The sequence below is a fragment of the Enterobacter sp. ECC-249 genome (assembly GCF_043965265.1).
In the GTDB taxonomy this organism is placed as follows: Bacteria; Pseudomonadota; Gammaproteobacteria; order Enterobacterales; family Enterobacteriaceae; genus Enterobacter; species Enterobacter quasiroggenkampii.
Genome location: NZ_CP143660.1, coordinates 2,044,261 through 2,066,195, shown reverse-complemented (window position 1 = coordinate 2,066,195; position 21,935 = coordinate 2,044,261). Strand labels below are relative to the sequence as shown.

At 54.6% G+C, this 21,935-nt stretch carries 15 protein-coding genes; 7 read left to right on the top strand and 8 right to left on the bottom strand.

Features of this window, described 5'->3' with window-relative positions; translation table 11 throughout:
• Positions 1–65 precede the first annotated feature (65 nt).
• Both V1587_RS09815 and lrp read right to left on the bottom strand, forming a co-directional pair.
• Entirely contained in the window at positions 66–3,755 is a 3,690-nt protein-coding gene (locus tag V1587_RS09815; RefSeq protein ID WP_371898423.1) for a DNA translocase FtsK 4TM domain-containing protein, read from the bottom strand.
• 135 nt (positions 3,756–3,890) lie between these two features.
• Complete coding sequence (gene lrp, locus V1587_RS09810; protein ID WP_000228469.1) at positions 3,891–4,385, bottom strand: leucine-responsive transcriptional regulator Lrp; 495 nt, start codon at positions 4,383–4,385, stop codon at positions 3,891–3,893.
• 544 nt (positions 4,386–4,929) lie between these two features.
• Between lrp and trxB the strand changes: the two genes are divergently transcribed.
• From trxB to infA, 5 genes are all read left to right on the top strand, one after another.
• Positions 4,930–5,898: a thioredoxin-disulfide reductase gene (gene trxB, locus V1587_RS09805; RefSeq protein ID WP_032638969.1), complete on the top strand. Its 969-nt coding sequence runs from the start codon at positions 4,930–4,932 to the stop codon at positions 5,896–5,898.
• A gap of 114 nt (positions 5,899–6,012) precedes the next feature.
• Positions 6,013–7,779, top strand: a complete 1,767-nt coding sequence (cydD, locus tag V1587_RS09800) for a cysteine/glutathione ABC transporter permease/ATP-binding protein CydD (protein WP_371898424.1) — start codon at positions 6,013–6,015, stop codon at positions 7,777–7,779.
• Positions 7,779–9,500, top strand: coding sequence for a cysteine/glutathione ABC transporter ATP-binding protein/permease CydC (cydC, locus tag V1587_RS09795; RefSeq protein WP_371898425.1), 1,722 nt, complete (start codon positions 7,779–7,781; stop codon positions 9,498–9,500). Before cydD ends, cydC begins: the two co-directional genes overlap by 1 nt.
• Before the next feature lie 45 nt (positions 9,501–9,545).
• Positions 9,546–10,250, top strand: a complete 705-nt coding sequence (gene aat / locus V1587_RS09790; protein WP_371898426.1) for a leucyl/phenylalanyl-tRNA--protein transferase — start codon at positions 9,546–9,548, stop codon at positions 10,248–10,250.
• 284 nt (positions 10,251–10,534) lie between these two features.
• Positions 10,535–10,753 carry a translation initiation factor IF-1 gene (gene infA, locus V1587_RS09785; RefSeq protein WP_002211347.1) on the top strand — a complete coding sequence of 73 codons (219 nt, stop codon included), beginning with the start codon at positions 10,535–10,537 and terminating at the stop codon, positions 10,751–10,753.
• 204 nt (positions 10,754–10,957) lie between these two features.
• Here the strand turns inward: infA and V1587_RS09780 are convergent, their stop codons facing one another.
• Positions 10,958–12,484 carry an aryl-sulfate sulfotransferase gene (locus V1587_RS09780; RefSeq protein ID WP_371898427.1) on the bottom strand — a complete coding sequence of 509 codons (1,527 nt, stop codon included), beginning with the start codon at positions 12,482–12,484 and terminating at the stop codon, positions 10,958–10,960.
• 22 nt (positions 12,485–12,506) lie between these two features.
• Complete coding sequence (locus tag V1587_RS09775) at positions 12,507–14,060, bottom strand: bifunctional UDP-sugar hydrolase/5'-nucleotidase (protein ID WP_371898428.1); 1,554 nt, start codon at positions 14,058–14,060, stop codon at positions 12,507–12,509.
• Positions 14,061–14,191: 131 nt separating this feature from the next.
• On the opposite strand from V1587_RS09775, the gene V1587_RS09770 reads away from it, so the two are divergent.
• Positions 14,192–15,472 carry a hypothetical protein gene (locus V1587_RS09770; RefSeq protein WP_371898429.1) on the top strand — a complete coding sequence of 427 codons (1,281 nt, stop codon included), beginning with the start codon at positions 14,192–14,194 and terminating at the stop codon, positions 15,470–15,472.
• A 176-nt stretch (positions 15,473–15,648) separates the two neighbouring features.
• Here V1587_RS09770 and clpA read toward each other — a convergent pair whose 3' ends face one another.
• Together clpA and clpS are read right to left on the bottom strand one after the other, a co-directional pair.
• Positions 15,649–17,928, bottom strand: coding sequence for an ATP-dependent Clp protease ATP-binding subunit ClpA (gene clpA, locus V1587_RS09765; protein ID WP_181594696.1), 2,280 nt, complete (start codon positions 17,926–17,928; stop codon positions 15,649–15,651).
• A gap of 27 nt (positions 17,929–17,955) precedes the next feature.
• On the bottom strand, positions 17,956–18,276 hold the full coding sequence (clpS, locus tag V1587_RS09760) for an ATP-dependent Clp protease adapter ClpS (protein WP_006174393.1): 321 nt from the start codon (positions 18,274–18,276) through the stop codon (positions 17,956–17,958).
• A gap of 267 nt (positions 18,277–18,543) precedes the next feature.
• On the opposite strand from clpS, the gene cspD reads away from it, so the two are divergent.
• A complete protein-coding gene (cspD, locus tag V1587_RS09755) occupies positions 18,544–18,765 on the top strand; it encodes a cold shock-like protein CspD (protein WP_006809408.1) in 222 nt (73 codons plus the stop codon).
• A gap of 70 nt (positions 18,766–18,835) precedes the next feature.
• On the opposite strand, the gene macB is transcribed toward cspD, so the two are convergent.
• Together macB and macA are read right to left on the bottom strand one after the other, a co-directional pair.
• Positions 18,836–20,776, bottom strand: coding sequence for a macrolide ABC transporter ATP-binding protein/permease MacB (gene macB, locus V1587_RS09750; RefSeq protein ID WP_371898430.1), 1,941 nt, complete (start codon positions 20,774–20,776; stop codon positions 18,836–18,838).
• On the bottom strand, positions 20,773–21,888 hold the full coding sequence (gene macA, locus V1587_RS09745; protein WP_371898431.1) for a macrolide transporter subunit MacA: 1,116 nt from the start codon (positions 21,886–21,888) through the stop codon (positions 20,773–20,775). Before macA ends, macB begins: the two co-directional genes overlap by 4 nt.
• Between the last annotated feature and the right edge of the window lie 47 nt (positions 21,889–21,935).

Below are 21,935 nucleotides of genomic sequence, written 5' to 3'. Positions count from 1 at the left end.
GAGGCAGGCGACAGAAGAAAATGCTTAATTTTGGCTGATTTACCCTTCTTTGCAATCGCTGAAGGTTAATCAAACGGCGGCGGTGCCAGCACCTCGCGGTTACCGTTATGGCCCTGCTCGCTCACAATGCCCTGCGCTTCCATCTGCTCGATGATGCGCGCCGCGCGGTTATAGCCGATGCGGAACTGACGCTGCACGCCAGAGATGGACGCTTTGCGTTTTTCGGTAACGAAGTTAACCGCCTGATCGAATAACGGATCCAGTTCTTCGCCGCCGTCGAAGCCACCGCCACCGCCTTCGCTTTCCGTGTCGCTGGTAATACCGTCAACGTATTGCGGACGACCGCGCGCTTTCCAGTCCTGCACGACGGCATGAACTTCCTCATCGCGGACGAACGCACCGTGGACACGCACCGGAGAGGTGGAGTTCGGGCCGGAATAGAGCATGTCACCCATACCCAACAGCGACTCTGCGCCGCCCTGATCAAGAATGGTACGGGAGTCAATTTTACTTGATACGGTAAACGCGATACGCGTCGGAATGTTCGCTTTGATAAGACCAGTGATAACGTCCACGGAAGGACGCTGGGTCGCAAGCACAAGGTGAATACCGGCCGCACGCGCTTTCTGCGCCAGACGGGCAATCAACTCTTCCACTTTCTTACCGACGGTCATCATCAGGTCGGCGAATTCATCAACCAGCACGACGATATAAGGCAGTTTTTCCAGCACCGGATGCTGGGCATCCATGCTATCACCTGGCTTCCAGTAAGGATCCGGTATCGGACGTCCCATGCGTACCGCCTGGGCGATTTTCTCGTTATAACCGGCCAGGTTACGCACGCCCAGCGCAGACATCAGCTTGTAGCGGCGTTCCATCTCATTGACGCTCCAGCGCAGGGCGTTGGCGGCGTCTTTCATGTCGGTCACAACTTCGGTCAGCAGATGCGGGATGCCTTCGTAGACCGACAGTTCGAGCATTTTCGGGTCGATCATGATGAAACGCACATCTTCCGGCTGCGCTTTATACAGCATGCTGAGGATCATGGCGTTCACCCCGACAGACTTACCGGAACCGGTAGTACCCGCGACCAGCAGGTGAGGCATTTTTGCGAGGTCTGCCACGACCGGATCGCCCGCGATATCTTTACCCAGCACCACGGTCAGCGGAGATGGGTTATCGCGGAACTTGGTGTTATCCAGCACTTCACGCAGGTAGACGGTCTGACGTTTCTTGTTCGGCAGCTCAAGGCCAACGTAAGGTTTGCCCGGAATCACTTCCACCACACGTACCGCAACGGTCGAGAGAGAACGCGCCAGGTCGCGGGACAGGTTAGAAATACGCGCCGCTTTAACGCCCGGCGCCAGGTTCAGTTCAAAACGGGTGATCACCGGACCCGGTGAGTAGTTCACCACGTCCGCCTTGATGCGGAAGTCAGCCAGACGGGCTTCGACCAGACGCGCCATCTGCTCCAGAGCGAAGGTATCAACCGGTTCCACTTCTGACGGCGGCGGCGTTAACAGATCCAGAGACGGCAGCGGCGTGCTTGGACGCTGCAGCGGACGGCTGTCACCGTTGCGCATCAGCAGCGGGTGAATCAGGCTCTCCTGCGGCTGAGGCGCAGGCTGCTGGAACTGCGGCGGCTGTGGTGGCTGCTGCGGTTGCGCATACGGCTGCTGAACAGGCTGATGCGGCTGCGCGTAGCCCTGTGGTGCTGGCTGCTGGCGCACAGGCTCTGCTTCCGGCATCACGCTCGGGGTAAATAAAGGCTCGCTCGGGCCATCATCCACCAGATCCTTCATGGGCGAGAATTCAAAATCAGACAGCGAGAACGGATTTGCACCAGCCGGTTGTTCACCTGAATAGCGCTGCTGCTGGGTGGCGGCAAACTGGCGCGCTAATTCCGCTTCTGCTGCGTCATCTTCGTCTTCCAGCAGCGGTTCATCGTGCTGATATTCTTCACCGTAGCGTTGATTCTGCTGCGCGGCGAACTGACGGGCCAGCTCGTCCTGCTGCATTTCATCGGCGTCATCTTCGTACTCAGGCTCGCGCACTTTTTCTTCGGCCATACGCTGGGAAGGCAGCTTGATACCATAAGAGGCAAGTTCACGGCGGGTTGGTACGCGAACGCGGTTAGGGCGAGGCAGTTGCGGACCAATCCCCTCCTTCACCTGAGGACGTGGCGTCCCTCCGGTTGCCAGGCTAAAGACAGGTGCAGCCACGGCAGCGGCCGCGGTAGCCTGCTTCACGCTTTCCGCTACGGGTGCAGTAGCAGGTGTCGGGTCGACCGGTGGAACGGAAACAGAAGGCGCTTTCGCAATTGGCTCCTGCACCGGTTCAGGCACAGGCTGATACCAGGCCGCCAGCTGCTCGCGTTCACGCGCACGACGCTCTTCGACTTCCTCGAAATAATACATTGGTGGACGAGAGGGTTTTACCTCTTCCACGATTTCAGGTTCAGGCTGTGGCTCTACATAAGGCTGCACGGGTTCAACCGGTTCAGGGGCATACTCCTGATAAGGTTGGGCCACAGGCTGTTCATAGTGCGGATAATCTTGCGGCTCATATGCAGGCTGCGGCGGCTGATAAGGCTGCTGCCACTGCTCCTGCTGCACAGGGATGTAGCTTTCTGGTTCAGGCGCGATAACCGGCTCCGGCGTGTGAACGCCTGGCGCAGTTTGCCAGTCAACCTGAGGCTGCTGAATAACGGATTCCGGCGGCGAAACCGGCGCGGATGGCATCACGGCATCGACAGGCGCGGCATACGCCTGCGCAGCGGTCGTCGCGGCTGCGGCTGCCGCAACCGGCTCGGTAACCGAGTGGCCATTTAACAGCGGATCGTATTCGTCGAAGTCACCCGGCGTGGCCCGGCTGCCGGAGAAGAGCACATCGTCAGGATCGACTGCGACCCCCGCAGCACGATACGCCACCTGCTCGTCTTCATCCATGCGTTTACCGGAGAAGAGCGCCGCATCGGTTTTACGGCCCAGGGGGTTGGCAAATTTCTCAGCAACACGCTGACGACGCGCCAGCGCGCCGCGTAGAATACGCGCACGACGAGACTCGCGATGCTGCACAGGTGCGTTATCTTCCTCTTCTTCTTCGTACTCGTCTTCATCAACCCACGTATCGTCACGGCGGGTACGGTTGCTGGCGAAGGTCAGAATAGTGAGGATAAAACTACCAATCTTCTCGGCAATGCTCACCCAGGACCAGCCGGTAAACAGCGTTAGCCCGGCCGCCCAAATGCACAGCAGCGCCAGCGTGCCCCCGCTGCTGTGCAGCATAGGCTGCAGCGCAGAACTGAGTAAGCTGCCGATCACCCCGCCAGAGGCGAAGTACCAGATATCATCCGCATTGATTGCCGCCAGCCCGCACGAGGTGAGGATCAGCGCCAGCGCGCCAATCAGGCGCAGCGATACGGCGAAATAGTCGATGTAATCATCGTTCTGACGATGACGCCACGCAAACCAGCATCCGCCAATGATAATGACGGGAAGGGTGTAGGCCATCACACCGAAAATGAAGAACAGCGTGTCCGCAAGCCAGGCACCTGGGACACCGCCTAAATTATGGATAGGCTCATGCCATGCAGTTTGTGACCAGCTGGGATCTGAGGGGTTGAAACTGAGTAAGGCTGCCATCAGCCAGACGGCAAAAAGGGCAATAACAATCAGCAAAGCCTCGAGGAGACGACGTCCGCTGCTTAGCTTCGATAGTGTGACTTCTTTGTCTTCAGTGTATTCCTGGCTCAAAAAAGGCTCTCCAGGTATCAGGCATATCCTGCCTTTTTGCTAAAACGGACAACAGCGCCGGGACTCCCCGGCACTGTTGCTGTATGGATTAACAGGAGTGTAATCAAACTACGCTGATTTTGCACCTGTTCCGTGTTAGCGCGTCTTAATAACCAGACGATTGCTCTGTTTGACCTCTTCCATCACCACATAGGTACGGGTGTCGTTCACGCCTGGCAGACGCAGCAGGGTTTCCCCCAGCAGCTTACGGTAGGCGGACATATCTGGCACACGGGTTTTCAACAGGTAGTCGAAATCACCGGACACCAGATGACACTCTTGAATTTCTTCAAGTTTTTGTACAGCGGCGTTAAATTGCTCAAACACATCCGGCGCACCACGATTCAGAGTAATCTCAACAAATACCAGAAGTGAGGCATCCAGATAATGCGGGTTCAGCAGAGCCGTATAGCCCTGAATAAAACCCTGTCTTTCCAGTCGGCGCACACGCTCAAGGCACGGCGTCGGGGAAAGTCCCACACGTTTTGAAAGCTCGACGTTGGAAATACGCCCATCCTTTTGCAATTCATTAAGAATGTTACGATCGATACGGTCGAGATCTTTGCCAGGGCGCTTCTTGCTATCTACCATTATTATTGTCTCTCTGTATTCCTTCCCTACTCCTGCCTGGACCCTGTGCACATCACTGTTCAGAGCCTGTACCCGTTAGTCATCACATCGCCTGATTATGTTATAGACGCGATGCGGATTCGGGTTCTGTTGGTAAGAAGACCGTTGCCCGAAGGCAGTCACCGACATCACGTATGGCGTCTGTCCACGCCATGCGTAGATTTCACTGACCCGGTAAAAATGGCATTTACGTGCATGCCTATGCGGCATACGGTTAACGCGGTTTTTTTTCTTCCTTGAATGTTTTCGCAAAAGCGCAGGGGATTGTCAAAGCAAAACATCGTTTTTTAGTACAACATGCCGGATATTCATTGCGGCAGGGTATTAATCCTCATTTTATTGCCTTACAAACGACCGCTTTTCTGGAGAAAGCGTGATGTTATAGCGCCTCATTCATCGTCCGTGGCTATTACACAGATTGATATCAAAATTGCTGCGCTCTTTTTTTACGGCAACAAATTCCCTACAATCCAGCCAAATGTCTGCCAACAACAATGGGGATCTCATGGGCACGGCCAAACACAGTAAGCTGCTAATCCTTGGTTCTGGACCTGCGGGATATACCGCAGCGGTCTATGCTGCACGCGCTAACCTGCACCCGGTACTTATCACCGGTATGGAAAAAGGCGGTCAGCTGACCACCACCACCGAAGTGGAAAACTGGCCAGGCGACCCGAACGACCTGACCGGGCCGCTGCTGATGGAACGTATGCACGAGCATGCCGCCAAATTCGAAACCGAAATTCTGTTCGACCACATTAATAAGGTCGATCTGCAGAACCGTCCATTCCGCCTGACGGGTGACAGTGGTGAATACACCTGTGACGCGCTGATCATTGCAACCGGCGCCTCTGCCCGTTACCTCGGCCTGCCATCTGAAGAAGCGTTTAAAGGCCGCGGGGTTTCTGCCTGCGCCACCTGCGACGGTTTCTTCTACCGCAATCAGAAAGTCGCGGTCATCGGCGGCGGCAACACCGCAGTGGAAGAAGCACTCTACCTGGCGAACATTGCCTCTGAAGTGCACCTGATTCACCGTCGCGAAACCTTCCGCGCGGAGAAGATCCTGATCAAACGTCTGATGGATAAAGTGGCAAGCGGCAACATCGTGCTGCATACCAACCGTACCCTGGAAGAGGTGACAGGCGACCAGATGGGCGTTGCCGGTCTGCGTATTCGTGATACCCAGAACACCGATAACGTCGAAACGCTGGAAGTGGCGGGTCTGTTTGTGGCCATCGGTCACAGCCCGAACACCGCAATATTCGACGGTCAGCTGGAGCTGGAAAACGGCTACATCAAAGTGCAGTCTGGCATTCACGGTAATGCGACACAGACCAGCATCCCGGGCGTATTCGCGGCCGGCGACGTGATGGACCACATTTATCGTCAGGCAATTACCTCTGCGGGCACCGGCTGTATGGCCGCGCTGGACGCTGAACGCTACCTCGATGGACTGGCTGAACAAGGTAAATAATCTTTACAAGTCAGTAACAAACGTAAATAAAGGCGGCGATAAGTCGCCTTTATTGTCTCCCCGTTGTAACATTGCGCTGCCCAATTTCTAATAACGTCACCTGCAAAGTACGCAATGGAAAAAACCCGTCAACAAGAGTTAACACGCTGGCTGAAACAGCAAAGCGTTATTTCCCGCCGCTGGCTTACGATTTCCCGTCTCCTGGGTTTCGTCAGCGGTCTGTTGATTGTTGCCCAGGCATGGCTGCTGGCCCGCATTCTTAATCACATGATCATGGAGAACATTCCGCGCGAAGCGCTCCTGCTGCCTTTTATTGTCCTGATCCTGATTTTTATCCTGCGCGCCTGGGTGGTATGGCTGCGTGAGCGCGTCGGTTTTCACGCCGGACAGCACATCCGCTACGAGATCCGCCGTCAGGTGCTCGACAGGCTTCAGGAAGCCGGCCCCGCGTGGATCCAGGGAAAACCGGCCGGTAGCTGGGCGACGCTGATCCTTGAGCAGATTGACGATATGCACGACTACTACGCGCGCTATTTACCGCAGATGGCCCTTGCCGTCTTCGTTCCGCTGCTGATCGTGATCGCCATCTTCCCGGTGAACTGGATGGCTGCGCTGATTCTGATGGGCACCGCCCCGCTAATCCCGCTGTTTATGGCGCTGGTCGGGATGGGGGCAGCGGATGCCAACCGCCGTAACTTCCTGGCACTGGGTCGCCTGAGCGGCCATTTCCTCGATCGTCTGCGCGGCATGGAGACGTTACGCATTTTTGGCCGCGGTGAAGCGGAAACCGAAAACATTCGCCTGGCGTCACAGGACTTCCGCCAGCGCACCATGGAAGTGTTACGCCTCGCCTTCTTGTCTTCCGGCGTACTTGAATTCTTTACCTCACTGTCGATTGCCCTCGTGGCGGTCTACTTCGGCTTCTCCTACCTCGGCGCGCTGGATTTCGGCCATTACGGCACGGCGGTGACTCTTTCTGCCGGTTTCCTGGCGCTGATCCTGGCCCCGGAGTTTTTCCAGCCGCTTCGCGATCTGGGAACCTTCTATCACGCCAAAGCGCAGGCGGTTGGCGCCGCCGATAGCCTGAAAACGTTCCTGGAAACGCCGCTGGCCCACCCTGAGCGCGGTGACGTAACGCTGAATGCGAAAGATCCGGTGACCGTTGAAGCGCAGGACTTTTCCATTCTGTCGCCCGAAGGCAAAGTGCTCGCCGGTCCGCTGAACTTTACCTTACCTGCCGGGCAACGCGTGGTCCTTGTCGGCATCAGCGGTTCCGGGAAAAGTTCTCTGCTGAATGCGCTATCCGGTTTTATGGCCTACACGGGTTCGCTGCGGATCAACAAAACCGAACTGCGCAACCTCGACCCTGACGCCTGGCGTAAACAGCTCAGCTGGGTAGGCCAAAACCCGCAGCTTCCCGCCGCTACGCTGCGCGAAAATGTGCTTCTGGCGCGCCCGGACGCGCGCGAAGATGAACTGCAATCGGTTCTCGACCGCGCATGGGTCAGCGAGTTTCTGCCGCTGCTGCCGCAAGGGGTGGATACCGTTGTCGGTGACCAGTCCGCCGGTCTGTCGGTCGGGCAGGCGCAGCGTGTGGCGGTTGCCCGCGCGCTGCTTAACCCATGCCAGTTGATGCTGCTGGATGAGCCCGCCGCCAGCCTGGATGCCCATAGCGAAAAGCGCGTAATGGAGGCCCTCAACGCCGCCTCCCGGCAGCAAACCACTCTGATGGTCACCCACCAGCTGGAAGGCATTGCCGACTGGGACCAGATCTGGGTTATGGAGAACGGCCGTATTGTTGAGCAAGGCGATTACGCCTCTCTCGTTGCCGCGCAGGGACCGTTTGCCGCCCTGCTGGCGAACCGTCAGGAGGACATCTGATGCGTGCTCTGCTGCCTTATCTTGCGCTCTACAAACGTCACAAATGGATGCTGACGCTGGGGATTGTGCTGGCTATTGTCACGCTGCTCGCCAGCATCGGCCTGCTCACGCTTTCCGGCTGGTTCCTGTCGGCCTCGGCCGTCGCGGGCTTTGCCGGTTTATACAGCTTCAACTATATGCTCCCGGCTGCCGGGGTTCGCGGTACCGCCATCACCCGTACCGCCGGACGCTATTTCGAACGGCTGGTCAGCCACGACGCCACTTTCCGCGTGCTGCAGCACCTGCGTATCTACACCTTCAGTAAACTGCTGCCCCTCTCCCCTGCCGGGCTGGCGCGTTTTCGTCAGGGCGAGTTGCTTAACCGCGTCGTGGCGGATGTCGACACGCTGGATCACCTTTACCTGCGCGTGATTTCCCCGATCGTGGGCGCGTTTGTAGTGATTGTGGTGGTCACGCTGGGACTGTCTGTTCTGGATGTTCCCGTTGCGCTGACGCTGGGCGGGATCATGCTGCTGACGCTTATCATTTTGCCGCCGCTGTTTTACCGCGCCGGGAAATCCACCGGGGAAAAACTGACGCGCCTGCGCGGGGACTACCGCCAGCAGCTAACCTCCTGGCTTCAGGGGCAGGCGGAGCTAACCATTTTTGGTGCCAGCAAGCGCTACCGCGCTCGGATGGAAAGTACGGAGCTGAACTGGCATGAGGCCCAGCGCCGCCAGTCGGAGCTGACGGCATTTTCTCAGGCGCTGATGATGTTAATCGGCGGCGTGGCAGTGATTGCCATGCTGTGGCTAGCTTCCGGCGATGTCGGGGGGAATTCACAGCCGGGTCCTCTTATTGCCCTTTTCGTCTTCTGTGCGCTGGCCGCGTTTGAAGCGCTGGCCCCGGTGACGGGCGCCTTCCAGCATCTGGGACAGGTCATCGCTTCTGCCCTGCGCATCACCCAGATTGCCGAGCAGAAACCTGAAGTCACGTTCAGTGCCGGGCAGACCGTGGTACCAGAGCAGGTTGCACTGACGCTGGAAGATGTCACTTTCGCCTACGACAAACAGGCGCAGAACGCGCTGGACGGTATTACCCTTTCTGTTAATGCCGGTCAGCGAATTGCGATCCTCGGCCGTACCGGCTGCGGTAAATCGACGCTGCTTCAGCTGCTGACCCGCGCCTGGGATCCGCAGCGCGGCCAGATCCGTTTTAATAATACGTTGCTGACTGATTTCAGCGAGCAGGCCCTACGCAAGACCGTGAGCGTCGTTCCGCAGCGCGTGCATCTGTTTAGCGCCACGCTGCGCGATAACCTGCTGCTGGCCGCGCCAGAGGCCTCTGATGATGCGCTTCGCGCCGTGCTGGAGCAGGTAGGTTTGCAAAAGCTGCTTGAGGACGAGGGGTTGAACAGCTGGCTGGGCGAAGGCGGCCGTCAACTCTCCGGCGGTGAACTGCGCCGTCTGGCAATCGCGCGCGCGCTGCTGCACGATGCGCCGCTGATGCTGCTCGACGAACCCACCGAAGGGCTGGATGCAACAACCGAGAGCCAAATCCTTGATTTACTGGCGAATGTTATGACCGGCAAAACCGTGCTGATGGTCACGCACCGCCTGCGCGGCCTTGCGAGTTTTGATCGGATAATTGTGATGGACAACGGACACATTATTGAGCAAGGTAGTCACGCAGAGCTGTTGGCGAAACAGGGTCGCTACTACCAGTTTAAACAGCGTCTGTAGACTATATTTGTAGCGTCCTCACTCGCGTACTGGAGTTTTGCTGTCATGCGCCTGGTCCAGCTTTCTCGTCATAACATCGCGTTCCCTTCTCCGGAAGGGGCGCTGCGTGAGCCCAACGGGCTGCTGGCCCTTGGCGGTGACCTCAGTCCCGCGCGGCTTTTAATGGCGTACCAGCGCGGTATATTTCCTTGGTTTTCTCCCGGCGACCCGATTTTATGGTGGTCCCCCGATCCGCGTGCCGTGCTTTGGCCAGCGCAGTTTCACCTGAGCCGCAGCATGAAGCGTTTCCATGCGAAATCACCGTACCGAGTCACCCTCAACCACGCCTTTGGTCAGGTCATTGAAGGCTGTGCAGAAGACCGCTATGAGGGGACATGGATAACCCGCGATATTATTACCGCCTACCACCAGCTTCATGAGCTTGGCTACGCCCACTCCATTGAGGTGTGGGAAGGCGGAGCGCTCGTCGGCGGCATGTACGGCGTGGCGCAAGGGACCCTGTTCTGCGGCGAGTCGATGTTCTCTCGTGCGGTTAACGCCTCGAAAACGGCGCTGCTGGTCTTCTGCGAGGCGTTTGCCCAGCGCGGCGGACGCCTGATCGATTGTCAGGTGCTCAACGAGCACACGGCCTCCCTGGGTGCTGTTGAAATCCCGCGACGCCAGTACATCGAGCATCTGGACGTCAGCCGCCAGGAGAAGCTCCCGCGCGACTTCTGGATACCGAGAACGCTCTTTATGCCCAATGCCTAAATGTTTTCCGCATATTTTTTGTGAGGGTGTTATAATTACGCCGCAGAGTAGCTTCTGCCTGTTGCCCCGCCGCCGTTTGGGACCCTCGCTTCAGATAACGTCCTGACGTTTATCCTGTCGTCTCCCCTTTACGAATGCGCTTCCTGTTCGGTTGTACCGTGACGCTTGGGCAATGCGCCGAAACTGTTTTGCTGCGTTTTAATCGCGCAATTCTTTACTTAATTGATGAATTTCGGCATTATCTTGCCGGTTCAAAACTTGGTAGTGATACCCCAGAGGATTAGATGGCCAAAGAAGACAATATTGAAATGCAGGGTACCGTACTTGATACGTTGCCTAATACCATGTTTCGCGTAGAGCTGGAAAACGGTCACGTGGTAACTGCGCACATCTCCGGTAAAATGCGCAAAAACTACATCCGCATTTTGACGGGCGACAAAGTGACTGTTGAACTGACCCCGTACGACCTGAGCAAAGGCCGCATTGTCTTCCGTAGTCGCTAATTGTTTTCGCCTGTAATGGCAGATGAATATTAAATAAGGCCGGGATTTTCCCGGCCTTACTTTTTTGCGCTGCTGGCGATTATTTGAACAATCATCTGGCTGTTCGTTTCTGCGCCAGGGCTGTCTGTTCGACAGTGCAGAGAGAAAGGGTGGGACGAATTAGCAGCAGCAATGCCCTTTTATAGGCTGTGTTTCGCTATGCTATCAGCCGTTTGCTACCTGATAACCTATATTTATCAAAGCATCAAGCTCGTCTTTTGCAAACAACCTTGCCCTGTAGCATTCGCCAGGGAAATCTGGATAGCCATCCAGCGAGCAAATCAGATCGTAGATTGTGGCAATGATATGGCCTGTCGCATCGCTGATAAAGAAAGAGCGTGCGTGGTTGGTGTAGATGCCATAGTAGTCACCATAATCTATTGCTGCCCCCATAAAATCAGTAATTTGAGGAACACGATCGGAAGGTAACTGGATAATGCTACCTGCCTGGGTTGCTGTTTTGTTGACGAGATCAACAGCATAGAACATGACTCTCGCAGGATCTGTTTTGTAAGAATCAGCCGTTGAATCAAGGGTAATATCTCGAGTAACTGCATTGCCTACATTATCGACGCAGGAGCGGTTATCAAACAGCGAAAGAACAAATTTTCCTTCAGTCCCATTGCTTAACCCAGCAAAAGCGCTATTTTTCGTAACGAATACGGTATGAGCGCCATTTTCAAAATTCTCAATACCGGAAGTATCTATCTGCGTAACGCCCTGCCCTGCAGCGAAATTACTGTTAAATCCCCCGGTATTAATACTCCATAATATCTTACCATCGGCAGGAGAAATACCAAACGTCAGGCCTGCAGAACGAGTATGGACAACAATCGCTTCAGCATTTGCCTCACCCGCTGGGATCCAGGAAAGCGAGTTAAGGTGAGCATCGTTTGTCGGGCTATTATTCAGGATCTGCGTATTATCAAATGCACGCGTATAATTTTTTGCCCAAAGCATCACGCCTGTCTTTTCATCAAATTTTAAAATCGATGCGTCCTGTCTCATCGTGTTGGTCGAACGGTCCGGGTTATCATTACCAATCATGAAGAGATTACCGGCTGAATCCCAGATCAGATCGTGGGTGTTAGCATAGCGGTTACCATCGCGGTCGCGTAAATCAAATTCCAGAATCTCATTGCCTAAAATATCGATTTTAAAAAAGCGTCGACCATACCAGTGTTCATCTTCATCACTGCCGATATAGAAATAGCCATTATGCGTTTTTAACATTTGATTACGATAGGGCTGGGCGTAATAGCAGCGAAGATCGCCGTTTTGGTCGTAACCATCACAATTGGTGGTCATTAACCAACTGTTTCCCCATACGGCCGCAAAGTTAGCGGGATCCGTTTTCTCAATATCGATATGGAAAATTGTCGCATCACGATAGACTTGTTCCTGTGTGCTCACCAGAATGGTTTGATTGAAAACTTCCACTCCGCTAAGGTTTTTAAAAACAACCTGTACTTGATTGAGATAATTCGCGTACAGTCCAATAACCGGAATTTTTATCTCAGATAAAGAGATAATGTCATTTGAAGAATACGTAAAATCTAAGCTTGATTCGCTAGTTAATCTTCCCAGAACCGTATAGGAATATGTTACCGCCTCATTAATCATAAACTTCAGATATACCGCAAGCTGGTTATTCGCAGGCGCGAGCTCCATTCCAAGATAGGTATTTTCCATTTTATTCACCTTTTGTTAGCTATTACTGTTTAACTTCTTTTACTCGCATCTCATTCACCTGTTGGGGAATGATCTTGTTTCCTTTCACAAGATAATCAATAACCGCATCAGAAAGGTTATACCCACCTTTTACCTGTTTGTTCTGACCATCGATAAATGCAGTAAAGCCATCGCCACCCGGGGCAAGGAAACTATTTGTCGCTACGCGATAGATATCAGTGTCTACAATCGGCTTGCCATTAAGCGTAAATAGCACAACGCGGTGCCCAACTGGTTTATGTTCGTCGTAGCGCATTTCCAGTCCTTTCGACATCTGCAAAACACCATTGGTAAGTGACGCACCGTGTTCCATAAGATTGCGTAAGGATTTCCCTTTCAAATCCATTACAGTTAGCTCATTGGGAAACGGGAAAGCGCTAATAACATCGCCAAGGGTTATCGGACCGGCATTCAAATCTGCGCGAAGACCACCTGAATTAGTGAGCGCCAGCTGCGCATCAGGCGCTGCAGCAAGCATTGCATCGGTAAATAAATTTCCCAGCGAAGATGATTCACCATAGGCGCGCGTAAGCGTAACAGGCGTCTCTCCAACTTTTTGGCGAACCGTCTCGGAAAGTTTTTTATTCCAGCTATCAATAACGCTCTGAGTTGCCGGATCGGGTTTCCATTCATCGGCATAAAGGGTTTTAAGTTCGAAGCTTTTTATTTTTTGGTGATGTGTTTTTAGATCCACATCCAGAACCAGCTTACCGATATCAATCCCACCACTGTCGGTCGAAAGTACCAGCGTGTTACCTGCTTTGAGCGGCTCCACTGTTCCAACATGCGCATGCCCGGTAATCAGAATATCCAGCCCCTTCACCTGCTTCGCCGTCTGGATATCCTTATCAAGGGCACGCTTCACATCCGTATTGCCGATACTGGACTGGCGTGCTGGGAAACCTTCATGCATGAGTGCCACGGTAACATCCACTTTCCCGCGAAGTTCATCCAGATAACGCTGGAGATATTTCACCTCGTCACGCGCTTCAATGCCCTGACGCATTGAAGATGAAACGGTATCATCGAAAGCGAACACGCCATGCAATCCAATGACCCCAATTTTTACGCCATCCTTTTCGATGATGGTATATGGCTTATTCCAGAAGAGGACGTTACTATTTTTATAAAAAACGTTCCCTAACAGTATCGGGAAGTTAGCCTGACTGAGCTGTATCAGCGTATTATCCCAACCATGATCGAACTCATGATTGCCTACAGACGCAGCATCAAAAGACATTGTATTCATAATATCTATGATTGCCCGCCCTTTTGTCAGGCTGCTAATGTACGGACCGGTAAAGTAATCGCCAGCATCAAAATAAAAAGTGGCTTTATTCTTTTTCTTTTCTTGCTTAACGTATGTTGCAATATTTGCGAAGCCACCGACAGCTCTTTTACCTTCTGCAACATAGGGAAGTTTATAGGGCTCAACATGTGCATGCAGGTCATTGGTATAAATGACGGTAACATCCTGCGCAGAGCTTAGCGAAGCATATCCCGATAGTAATAAAACCGCGATTACTGTTTTTTTCATCTTTTAACTCTCGAATTAAAGAAGGAATTTCATTATCGATTAGCGAAAAACAGATTTTGTGAACTTTCTCACGGCATATAAAAAAGGCGGGAGTGAAAATCGTCGACTGACAGAATCAGTTGGTGACATGCATGGAATGCGCTCCGAAAATAGATCTCAATGTTTGTAAAAGCTGGTCATGCCCTAATCTTGGAATACCAGATGCGAGTGACTATATTGTTCCTGTTTATCGTCTGGGCTACGCTGCACTTGAATGTCAAAAATGTGGCAGTCTTCCTCCATTGTTTAATAAAAAAGAATGTGACGAGTGGTTCAGCCACTTCATGCAACAAAAATTAGGGAATACAGGACAAGGTTGTCCCCGCTGTTTTACAGCTCACGTCATTCGCTATGGATATACAAAAGCCCGAACCCCACGCTTTCAATGTTGTACCTGCCGCTATGTGTTTACTCCACCCTATGACAATGCTCTATGCCAGAATAAAAATATCTCCCTTCTTTCACGGCTCGAACAAGGTGTGCACTCTGGAGAAACGACAAATCAAAGGGCGCTTGCGCAAGCGGTTAACGGGTTCGAACACGATCTTCATGTTTCTGTCCCTGGATTAACAAGGGTGTCAACGATGACGATGGTGATACCGTTTCAGGGCCGCTCTGCGAGACAGAAATTGTATGTTGTGATTAGCGCTGATGCTGATTCGGGCAAAATTATGCAAATCACAACCAACTATAGCGACTGGAAGGCAGGTGATTCGTTGCTCTATAAAAGTTCAAATGCCAGCCCTCCTGCGATATTACCGTCGAGCGATGTTGATCTTATTCGGGAACGAGAGAAACAATTTCTAACGCGAAGTCAATTTGATGAAATTCAGTACGGTAACGCCGAACTTAAGCGAAACGACCGAGGAAGCATAGTCCGTCCTGTCATAACCATACACAGTCATTTCCAGCGTTTAAAACGACGCTTTCCGGGTGTGACCGATCATTATCTCGCGCATGAGTGCGTCTTGCGCGGCGGTGCGATTACGGCCTGGTCAACAGAGGTTCGTCTTGGGAAAACCGATCTGTGGTTTGTGTCCGAAAAGGCTGAGGACGTCATGTTCTCTGACAAGTCATTTTACCTGACTGGTAGCTGGGAAATGGGATGGTGGAAGAACGTGTGGGAACGCTGGGATAATGGCGAAAGTTGCAAGATGATTGGGCTCCTGACCGGACAGCAAAGTACAGCACAACCCGCATTGATTACACTTGCACCCTGCACTGCATTTGCTGTCTGGCTGAGAGCCCATCCATGGTCATTACAGTGTCAAAACTATGGGGCGCGGGTAGTGAGCCAGCATTTAGTGGGTCTTGGCTGTATTTATAACCAACAGATAAACGGCGAACACTCCGACGCCTCGTTCCACACTTAGAAAGTAATGTTAATTACCGCTTCTGCGCTTCGAGCGCAACGACATCAGTAGCCACGCTTTTTGTCACGGCTGTTCTGCTTTGCCCTCACCCCGTCCCTCTCCCACAGGGAGAGGGAGAAAAGCAGGCATAAAAAAACCGGGCAAATGCCCGGTTTTAACATTAACGTTCAACTCACTTAGTGAGCCGCTTCCGGCTTGTGCTTCGCTGCACTCTGGAAATCGTACGTCAGTTCGTTCTTCGCCTGGTCCAGCGCCACGGTCACCTGGCCGCCGTCCACCAGCGAGCCAAACAGCAGCTCGTTCGCCAGCGGTTTCTTCAGGTTGTCCTGAATCACACGCGCCATCGGACGGGCGCCCATCGCACGGTCGTAGCCTTTCTCTGCCAGCCAGTTGCGGGCCTCCTGGCTTACTTCCAGCGACACGCCTTTCTGATCCAGCTGAACCTGCAGCTCGACGATGAACTTATCAACTACCTGATGGATCACCTCGGTAGACAGGTGATCGAACCAGATAATGTTGTCCAGACGGTTACGGAACTCCGGCGTGAAGATCTTCTTGATCTCCTCCATCGCATCGGTGCTGTTATCCTGGTGGATCAGGCCGATGGATTTACGCTCGGTTTCACGCACCCCGGCGTTGGTGGTCATCACCAGCACGACGTTGCGGAAGTCCGCCTTGCGCCCGTTGTTGTCGGTCAGCGTCCCGTTGTCCATCACCTGCAGCAGGATGTTGAACACGTCCGGGTGCGCTTTCTCGATTTCATCGAGCAGCAGAACCGCGTGCGGATGCTTGATCACCGCGTCGGTGAGCAGGCCGCCCTGGTCAAAGCCCACGTAGCCCGGAGGCGCACCAATCAAACGGCTGACGGTGTGACGCTCCATATACTCGGACATATCAAAGCGCAGCAGCTCAATGCCCAGCGCTTTGGAGAGCTGAACCGTCACCTCGGTTTTCCCAACGCCGGTCGGGCCAGCGAACAGGAAGGAACCGACAGGCTTATGGTCATGCCCCAGCCCGGCGCGGGCCATCTTGATCGCTTCGGTTAAGGCCTCAATGGCTTTATCCTGACCAAAGACCAGCATTTTCAGGCGATTACCAAGGGTGCGCAGCGTGTCGCGGTCGCTCTGAGAAACGCTCTTCTCAGGGATACGCGCGATGCGGGCCACCACGGATTCAATATCCGCCACGTTAACGGTTTTCTTACGCTTGCTGGCCGGCATCAGGCGCGCACGCGCCCCTGCCTCATCAATCACGTCAATAGCCTTATCCGGCAAGTGACGGTCGTTGATGTATTTCACCGCCAGCTCCACCGCCGCACGAACCGCTTTCGCGGTGTAACGCACGTCGTGGTGCGCTTCGTACTTCGGCTTCAGGCCGTTGATAATCTGCACCGTTTCCTCGACGGACGGTTCGGTCACGTCGATTTTCTGGAAGCGGCGCGCCAGCGCACGGTCTTTCTCAAAGATGTTGCTGAACTCCTGGTAGGTCGTGGAGCCAATCACGCGGATCTTGCCACTGGAGAGCAGCGGTTTGATCAGGTTAGCCGCATCCACCTGGCCACCGGAGGCCGCACCTGCACCGATGATGGTGTGGATCTCATCGATAAACAGAATGCTGTTGGTGTCCTGCTCCAGCTGTTTTAACAGCGCCTTGAAGCGTTTTTCAAAATCACCGCGGTATTTGGTGCCCGCCAGAAGCGAGCCGATATCCAGCGAGTAGATGGTGCAGTCGGCAATCACTTCCGGCACGTCGCCCTGCACAATACGCCAGGCAAGCCCTTCGGCAATCGCGGTTTTACCCACGCCAGATTCCCCCACCAGCAGCGGGTTGTTCTTGCGGCGACGGCACAGGACCTGGATCGCACGCTCCAGCTCTTTATCGCGACCAATCAGCGGATCGATACCGCCAACGCGAGCAAGCTGATTAAGGTTGGTGGTGAAGTTTTCCATACGATCCTCCCCGCCTGCTTGCTCTTCATTGTTATTGACCTGATTGCCGGAATCCGAGGCCTGGTTAGGCTCGTCTTTGCGCGTTCCGTGAGAAATAAAGTTAACCACATCAAGGCGGCTGACTTCGTGTTTGCGCAGCAGGTAGGCAGCCTGTGACTCCTGCTCGCTGAAGATGGCGACTAAAACATTTGCGCCAGTCACTTCGCTACGTCCGGAAGACTGGACGTGGAATACCGCACGCTGCAACACGCGCTGGAAGCTGAGCGTCGGCTGCGTGTCGCGCTCTTCTTCACTGGCTGGCAGCACCGGTGTGGTTTGTTCGATGAAGGCTTCGAGTTCCTGACGTAGCGCCACCAGATCCACGGAGCAGGCTTCCAGCGCTTCGCGGGCAGATGGGTTGCTAAGCAGTGCGAGCAGTAAATGCTCGACGGTCATAAACTCATGTCGGTGCTCACGCGCTCTGGCGAAAGCCATGTTTAAACTGAGTTCCAGTTCTTGATTGAGCATAGGCACCTCCCCCAATTTTATGCCTTATCAGGCCTTTTCCAGCGTACACAGCAACGGATGCTCGTTCTCCCTCGCATAGTCGTTCACCATCGCCACTTTGGTTTCCGCCACTTCGGCAGTGAAGATGCCGCAGATAGCTTTGCCACGATAATGAACGGTAAGCATCAGTTGCGTTGCACGTTCTACATCATAAGAAAAGAACTTTTGTAGCACGTCAATAACAAATTCCATTGGCGTGTAATCATCGTTCATTAACATAACTTTATACATAGATGGCGGTTTTAGCGCGTCGCGCACTTTGTCTTCCGCCAGCTGGTCAAAATCCAGCCAGTCGTTGGTCTTACCCATTTTGCATAACCACTTTGAATCTACCTCAGATGTTAGATAACAATCATCTATTACTGTCATCCGCGATGTCTGTCACAAACTGTTGCAATAGCGTTAACTGCTTCAAACTTTGGTTGATTATTGTCCCATCTCCAGCGCCAAACGCTTGACGACTTCTTTCGTTTCTCTAAATTGTACAAGCGTGAGATGGCGAGGTTTTGAACAGCCCCCACTCCACCACCGGTTCATTCCATCTTAACTTATAAGATTTACGAAGGATGTCGAAGCATGGAAATGGGTACTGTTAAGTGGTTCAACAACGCCAAAGGGTTTGGCTTCATCTGCCCCGAAGGCGGCGGCGAGGATATCTTCGCTCACTATTCCACCATTCAGATGGATGGTTACAGAACGCTCAAAGCCGGGCAGTCCGTCCGGTTCGATGTACACCAGGGACCAAAAGGCAATCATGCAAGCCTAATCGTACCCGTTGAAGCAGAGACGGTTGCATAGCTCTCTGTTTTATTGTGTACATCCCGCAGTCAAAATGCCAGCCCGATCGGCTGGCATTTTTATTTTCGGCTTATTCCCGAGCCAGCGCATCCACCGGATCCAGCCGCGCCGCGTTGCGGGCTGGCAACCAGCCAAATAAAATGCCGGTAAAGGTCGAACACAAAAACGCGGTGATAATGGCGACCGGCGAGAAGCCAATCTCCCAGCCGGGTAAAAAGAGCTGGAGCGCGAAGGCGATCATCATCGAGAGCGCAATCCCCATCGCACCGCCGACCAGACACACCAGCACGGCTTCAATCAAAAACTGCTGCAGCACGTCGCTGGCACGGGCCCCGACAGCCATGCGGATGCCAATCTCCCGGGTACGCTCGGTTACCGACACCAGCATAATGTTCATCACCCCGATGCCGCCGACGACCAGCGAAATCACCGCCACCAGCGTGAGGAACAGCTGAAGAGTACGTGTGGTCTTTTCCGCCGTTTTCAAGAGGCCGTCCATATTCCAGGTGAAGAAGTCCTTCTTCCCGTGGCGCAGGGTTAACAGCCGCTCAAGCTGCTGTTCGGCCAGCGCGCTGTCGTAGCCCTCCTTCACGCGCACAGTGATGGAATTGAGCCAGGACTGCCCCATAATCCGCCCGGAGATGGTGGTATAGGGCAGCCAGACGCGCAGGATCTTGCTGCTGCCAAACATCGACTGTTTCTCTTCCGCCACGCCGATGACCGTGGCAGGCATGTTGCCGACCAGGATCACTTCGCCCACAACGTTGGTTTTATTGGGGAAAAGCTGCCTGCGCGAGTTCGCGTCCAGCACCACCACCTGCGCCCTGCCCGCCAGCTGCTCGGCGTTGAAGGTAGCGCCTTCGCTAAAGGTCATGCCGTAGACGTTGAAATAGTCTCCGCTCACGCCGTTAGCGCTGGCGGCAACGTCAACATTGCCCACGCGCAGGCGCAGGTTCTGCGAAACCGCAGGCGTGGCGGAGTTCACCCACGGCTGCTTCTGAATCGCCGCCAGATCGTCGTACTTCAGCGCCTGCTGATACTGCGGCTCGTCGTCGCCAAAGTCTTTGCCGGGATAGACGTCAATGGTATTGGTGCCGATGGCGCGGATATCCGCCAGCACCAGCTGCTTGGCCGCGTCGCCCACCACCACAATCGACACCACCGAGGCGATACCGATAATGATGCCGAGCATCGTCAACAGGGTTCGCATTTTGTTGGCCGCCATCGCCAGCCACGCCATAGTCAGCGCCTCACGAAAGCCGCTGGAGAACTGACCCCAGCCGGTTGACGCCGGTAGTACTTCTTTCGGCGCCGCAGCTCTGGACTCACGCGGCGGCGGATTGCTGACCAGCTCGCCGTCGTGGATCTCAATGATTCGCTCCGCCTGCGCCGCCACCTGCGGATCGTGGGTCACGATAATCACCGTGTGCCCCCGATCGCGAAGCTGATGGAGGATCGCCATCACCTCTTCGCCGGAATGGCTGTCGAGCGCGCCGGTCGGTTCATCCGCGAGGATCACCTGCCCGCCGTTCATCAGGGCGCGAGCAATGCTCACGCGCTGCTGCTGGCCGCCGGACAGCTGCGAGGGCTGGTACTCTACCCGCTCAGCCAGCCCCAGACGCGTCAGCAGCATCTGCGCGCGCTCAAGGCGCTTTTTACGCTCGACGCCCGCATAGACCGCAGGCACTTCCACGTTCTGCGCCGCGTTAAGGTGAGAAAGCAGATGATAGCGCTGGAAGATAAAGCCGAAGTGTTCCCGGCGCAGCTTCGCCAGCGCGTCGCCGTCCAGCACGGAAACATCCGTCCCGGCCACGCGATAGGTACCGCTGGTCGGTTTATCCAGACAGCCGAGAATGTTCATCAGCGTCGATTTACCGGAACCCGATGCGCCGACAATCGCCACCATCTCGCCCGCCTCCACGCGCAGGGAGATGCCCTTCAGCACCTCCACCGGGCCATCGCCCGACGGATAGCTGCGACGAATGTTATTCAGCTCAAGCAGCGCCGTCATTTAGCAGCTCCGGGCAGGCTTTCGCTGACAACAACCTCCTCGCCCTCTTCCAGCCCTTTCACCACCACAACGTCGGTGTCGTTGCGCGCGCCAATCACGACCTCACGCTCGCGCGTTTCGCCGTTGCGCAGCACTTTCACTTTATAACGGCTCTCCCCGGCGGATTCGCCCAGCGCAGAGAGCGGAATGGTCAGCACGTTCTTCACGCCGGTCAGCTGAATATGCACCTGCGCGGTCATGTCGAGACGCAGCACGCCCTTCGGGTTTGGCACTTCAAAACGCGCATAGTAGAAGATTGCGTCGTTCACTTTTTCCGGCGTCGGCAGAATATCCTTCAGCACGCCTTCGTAGCGCGTCTGCGGGTCGCCCAGCACCGTAAACCAGGCGTTCTGCCCCGGCTTAAGATGAATAACATCCGCCTCGGAAACCTGGGCTTTGACCAGCATGGTGCTCATGTCCGCCAGCGTCAGAATGTTTGGCGCCTGCTGCGCGGCAATCACCGTCTGGCCCTGCAGCGTAGTAATCTGGGTCACTTCGCCCGCCATTGGCGCGACGATTTTGGTGTAGTCGAGGTTGGTTTTCGCCGTATCCAGCGAGGCCTGATTGCGTTTGATTTGCGCGTCAATCGTGCCAATCTGCGCCTGTTTCACCGCCAGTTCTGTAGTGGCAGTATCTAAATCCTGTTTCGAAATCGCCTGGGTTTTAGCCAGCGCCTGCTGACGGGTCAGCGTCACCTGGGCCAGGTTACGTTCTGCCAGCGCCTGCGCACGCTGCGCGCGCAGCTCCATCAGCGTGGCTTCCACCTCGCGGATCTGGTTCTCAGCCTGCTCAGGATCGATAACGCCGAGCAGCTGGCCTTTTTTTACCTTGTCGCCGATCTCAACCGACAGCGTTTTCAACTGGCCGCTGACCTGAGCGCCGACGTCAACCTTGCGCAGCGCGTCAAGCTTGCCCGTCGCGAGGACGTTTTGCTGCAGTTCGCCCGGGCGAACGATCAGCGTCTGATACTGTGGTACCGGCGCATTCAGCACCTGCCATAGCCAGTACCCACCGGCTAAAACCACGACCGCCAGCAGCAGAAACAGCGTTCTGCGTTTTCCCTTGAGGTTCATAAATATTCCAAATAAATGTTCTGGCAATGATAAGTGTTGATTCTAAC

Coding starts and splice junctions, on each gene's coding strand:
- lrp (WP_000228469.1), bottom strand. CDS start 4,385: ATGGTAGATAGCAAGAAGCGCCCTGGCAAAGATCTCGACCGTATCGAT.
- trxB (WP_032638969.1), top strand. CDS start 4,930: ATGGGCACGGCCAAACACAGTAAGCTGCTAATCCTTGGTTCTGGACCT.
- cydD (WP_371898424.1), top strand. CDS start 6,013: ATGGAAAAAACCCGTCAACAAGAGTTAACACGCTGGCTGAAACAGCAA.
- cydC (WP_371898425.1), top strand. CDS start 7,779: ATGCGTGCTCTGCTGCCTTATCTTGCGCTCTACAAACGTCACAAATGG.
- aat (WP_371898426.1), top strand. CDS start 9,546: ATGCGCCTGGTCCAGCTTTCTCGTCATAACATCGCGTTCCCTTCTCCG.
- infA (WP_002211347.1), top strand. CDS start 10,535: ATGGCCAAAGAAGACAATATTGAAATGCAGGGTACCGTACTTGATACG.
- V1587_RS09780 (WP_371898427.1), bottom strand. CDS start 12,484: ATGGAAAATACCTATCTTGGAATGGAGCTCGCGCCTGCGAATAACCAG.
- V1587_RS09775 (WP_371898428.1), bottom strand. CDS start 14,060: ATGAAAAAAACAGTAATCGCGGTTTTATTACTATCGGGATATGCTTCG.
- V1587_RS09770 (WP_371898429.1), top strand. CDS start 14,192: ATGGAATGCGCTCCGAAAATAGATCTCAATGTTTGTAAAAGCTGGTCA.
- clpA (WP_181594696.1), bottom strand. CDS start 17,928: ATGCTCAATCAAGAACTGGAACTCAGTTTAAACATGGCTTTCGCCAGA.
- clpS (WP_006174393.1), bottom strand. CDS start 18,276: ATGGGTAAGACCAACGACTGGCTGGATTTTGACCAGCTGGCGGAAGAC.
- cspD (WP_006809408.1), top strand. CDS start 18,544: ATGGAAATGGGTACTGTTAAGTGGTTCAACAACGCCAAAGGGTTTGGC.
- macB (WP_371898430.1), bottom strand. CDS start 20,776: ATGACGGCGCTGCTTGAGCTGAATAACATTCGTCGCAGCTATCCGTCG.
- macA (WP_371898431.1), bottom strand. CDS start 21,888: ATGAACCTCAAGGGAAAACGCAGAACGCTGTTTCTGCTGCTGGCGGTC.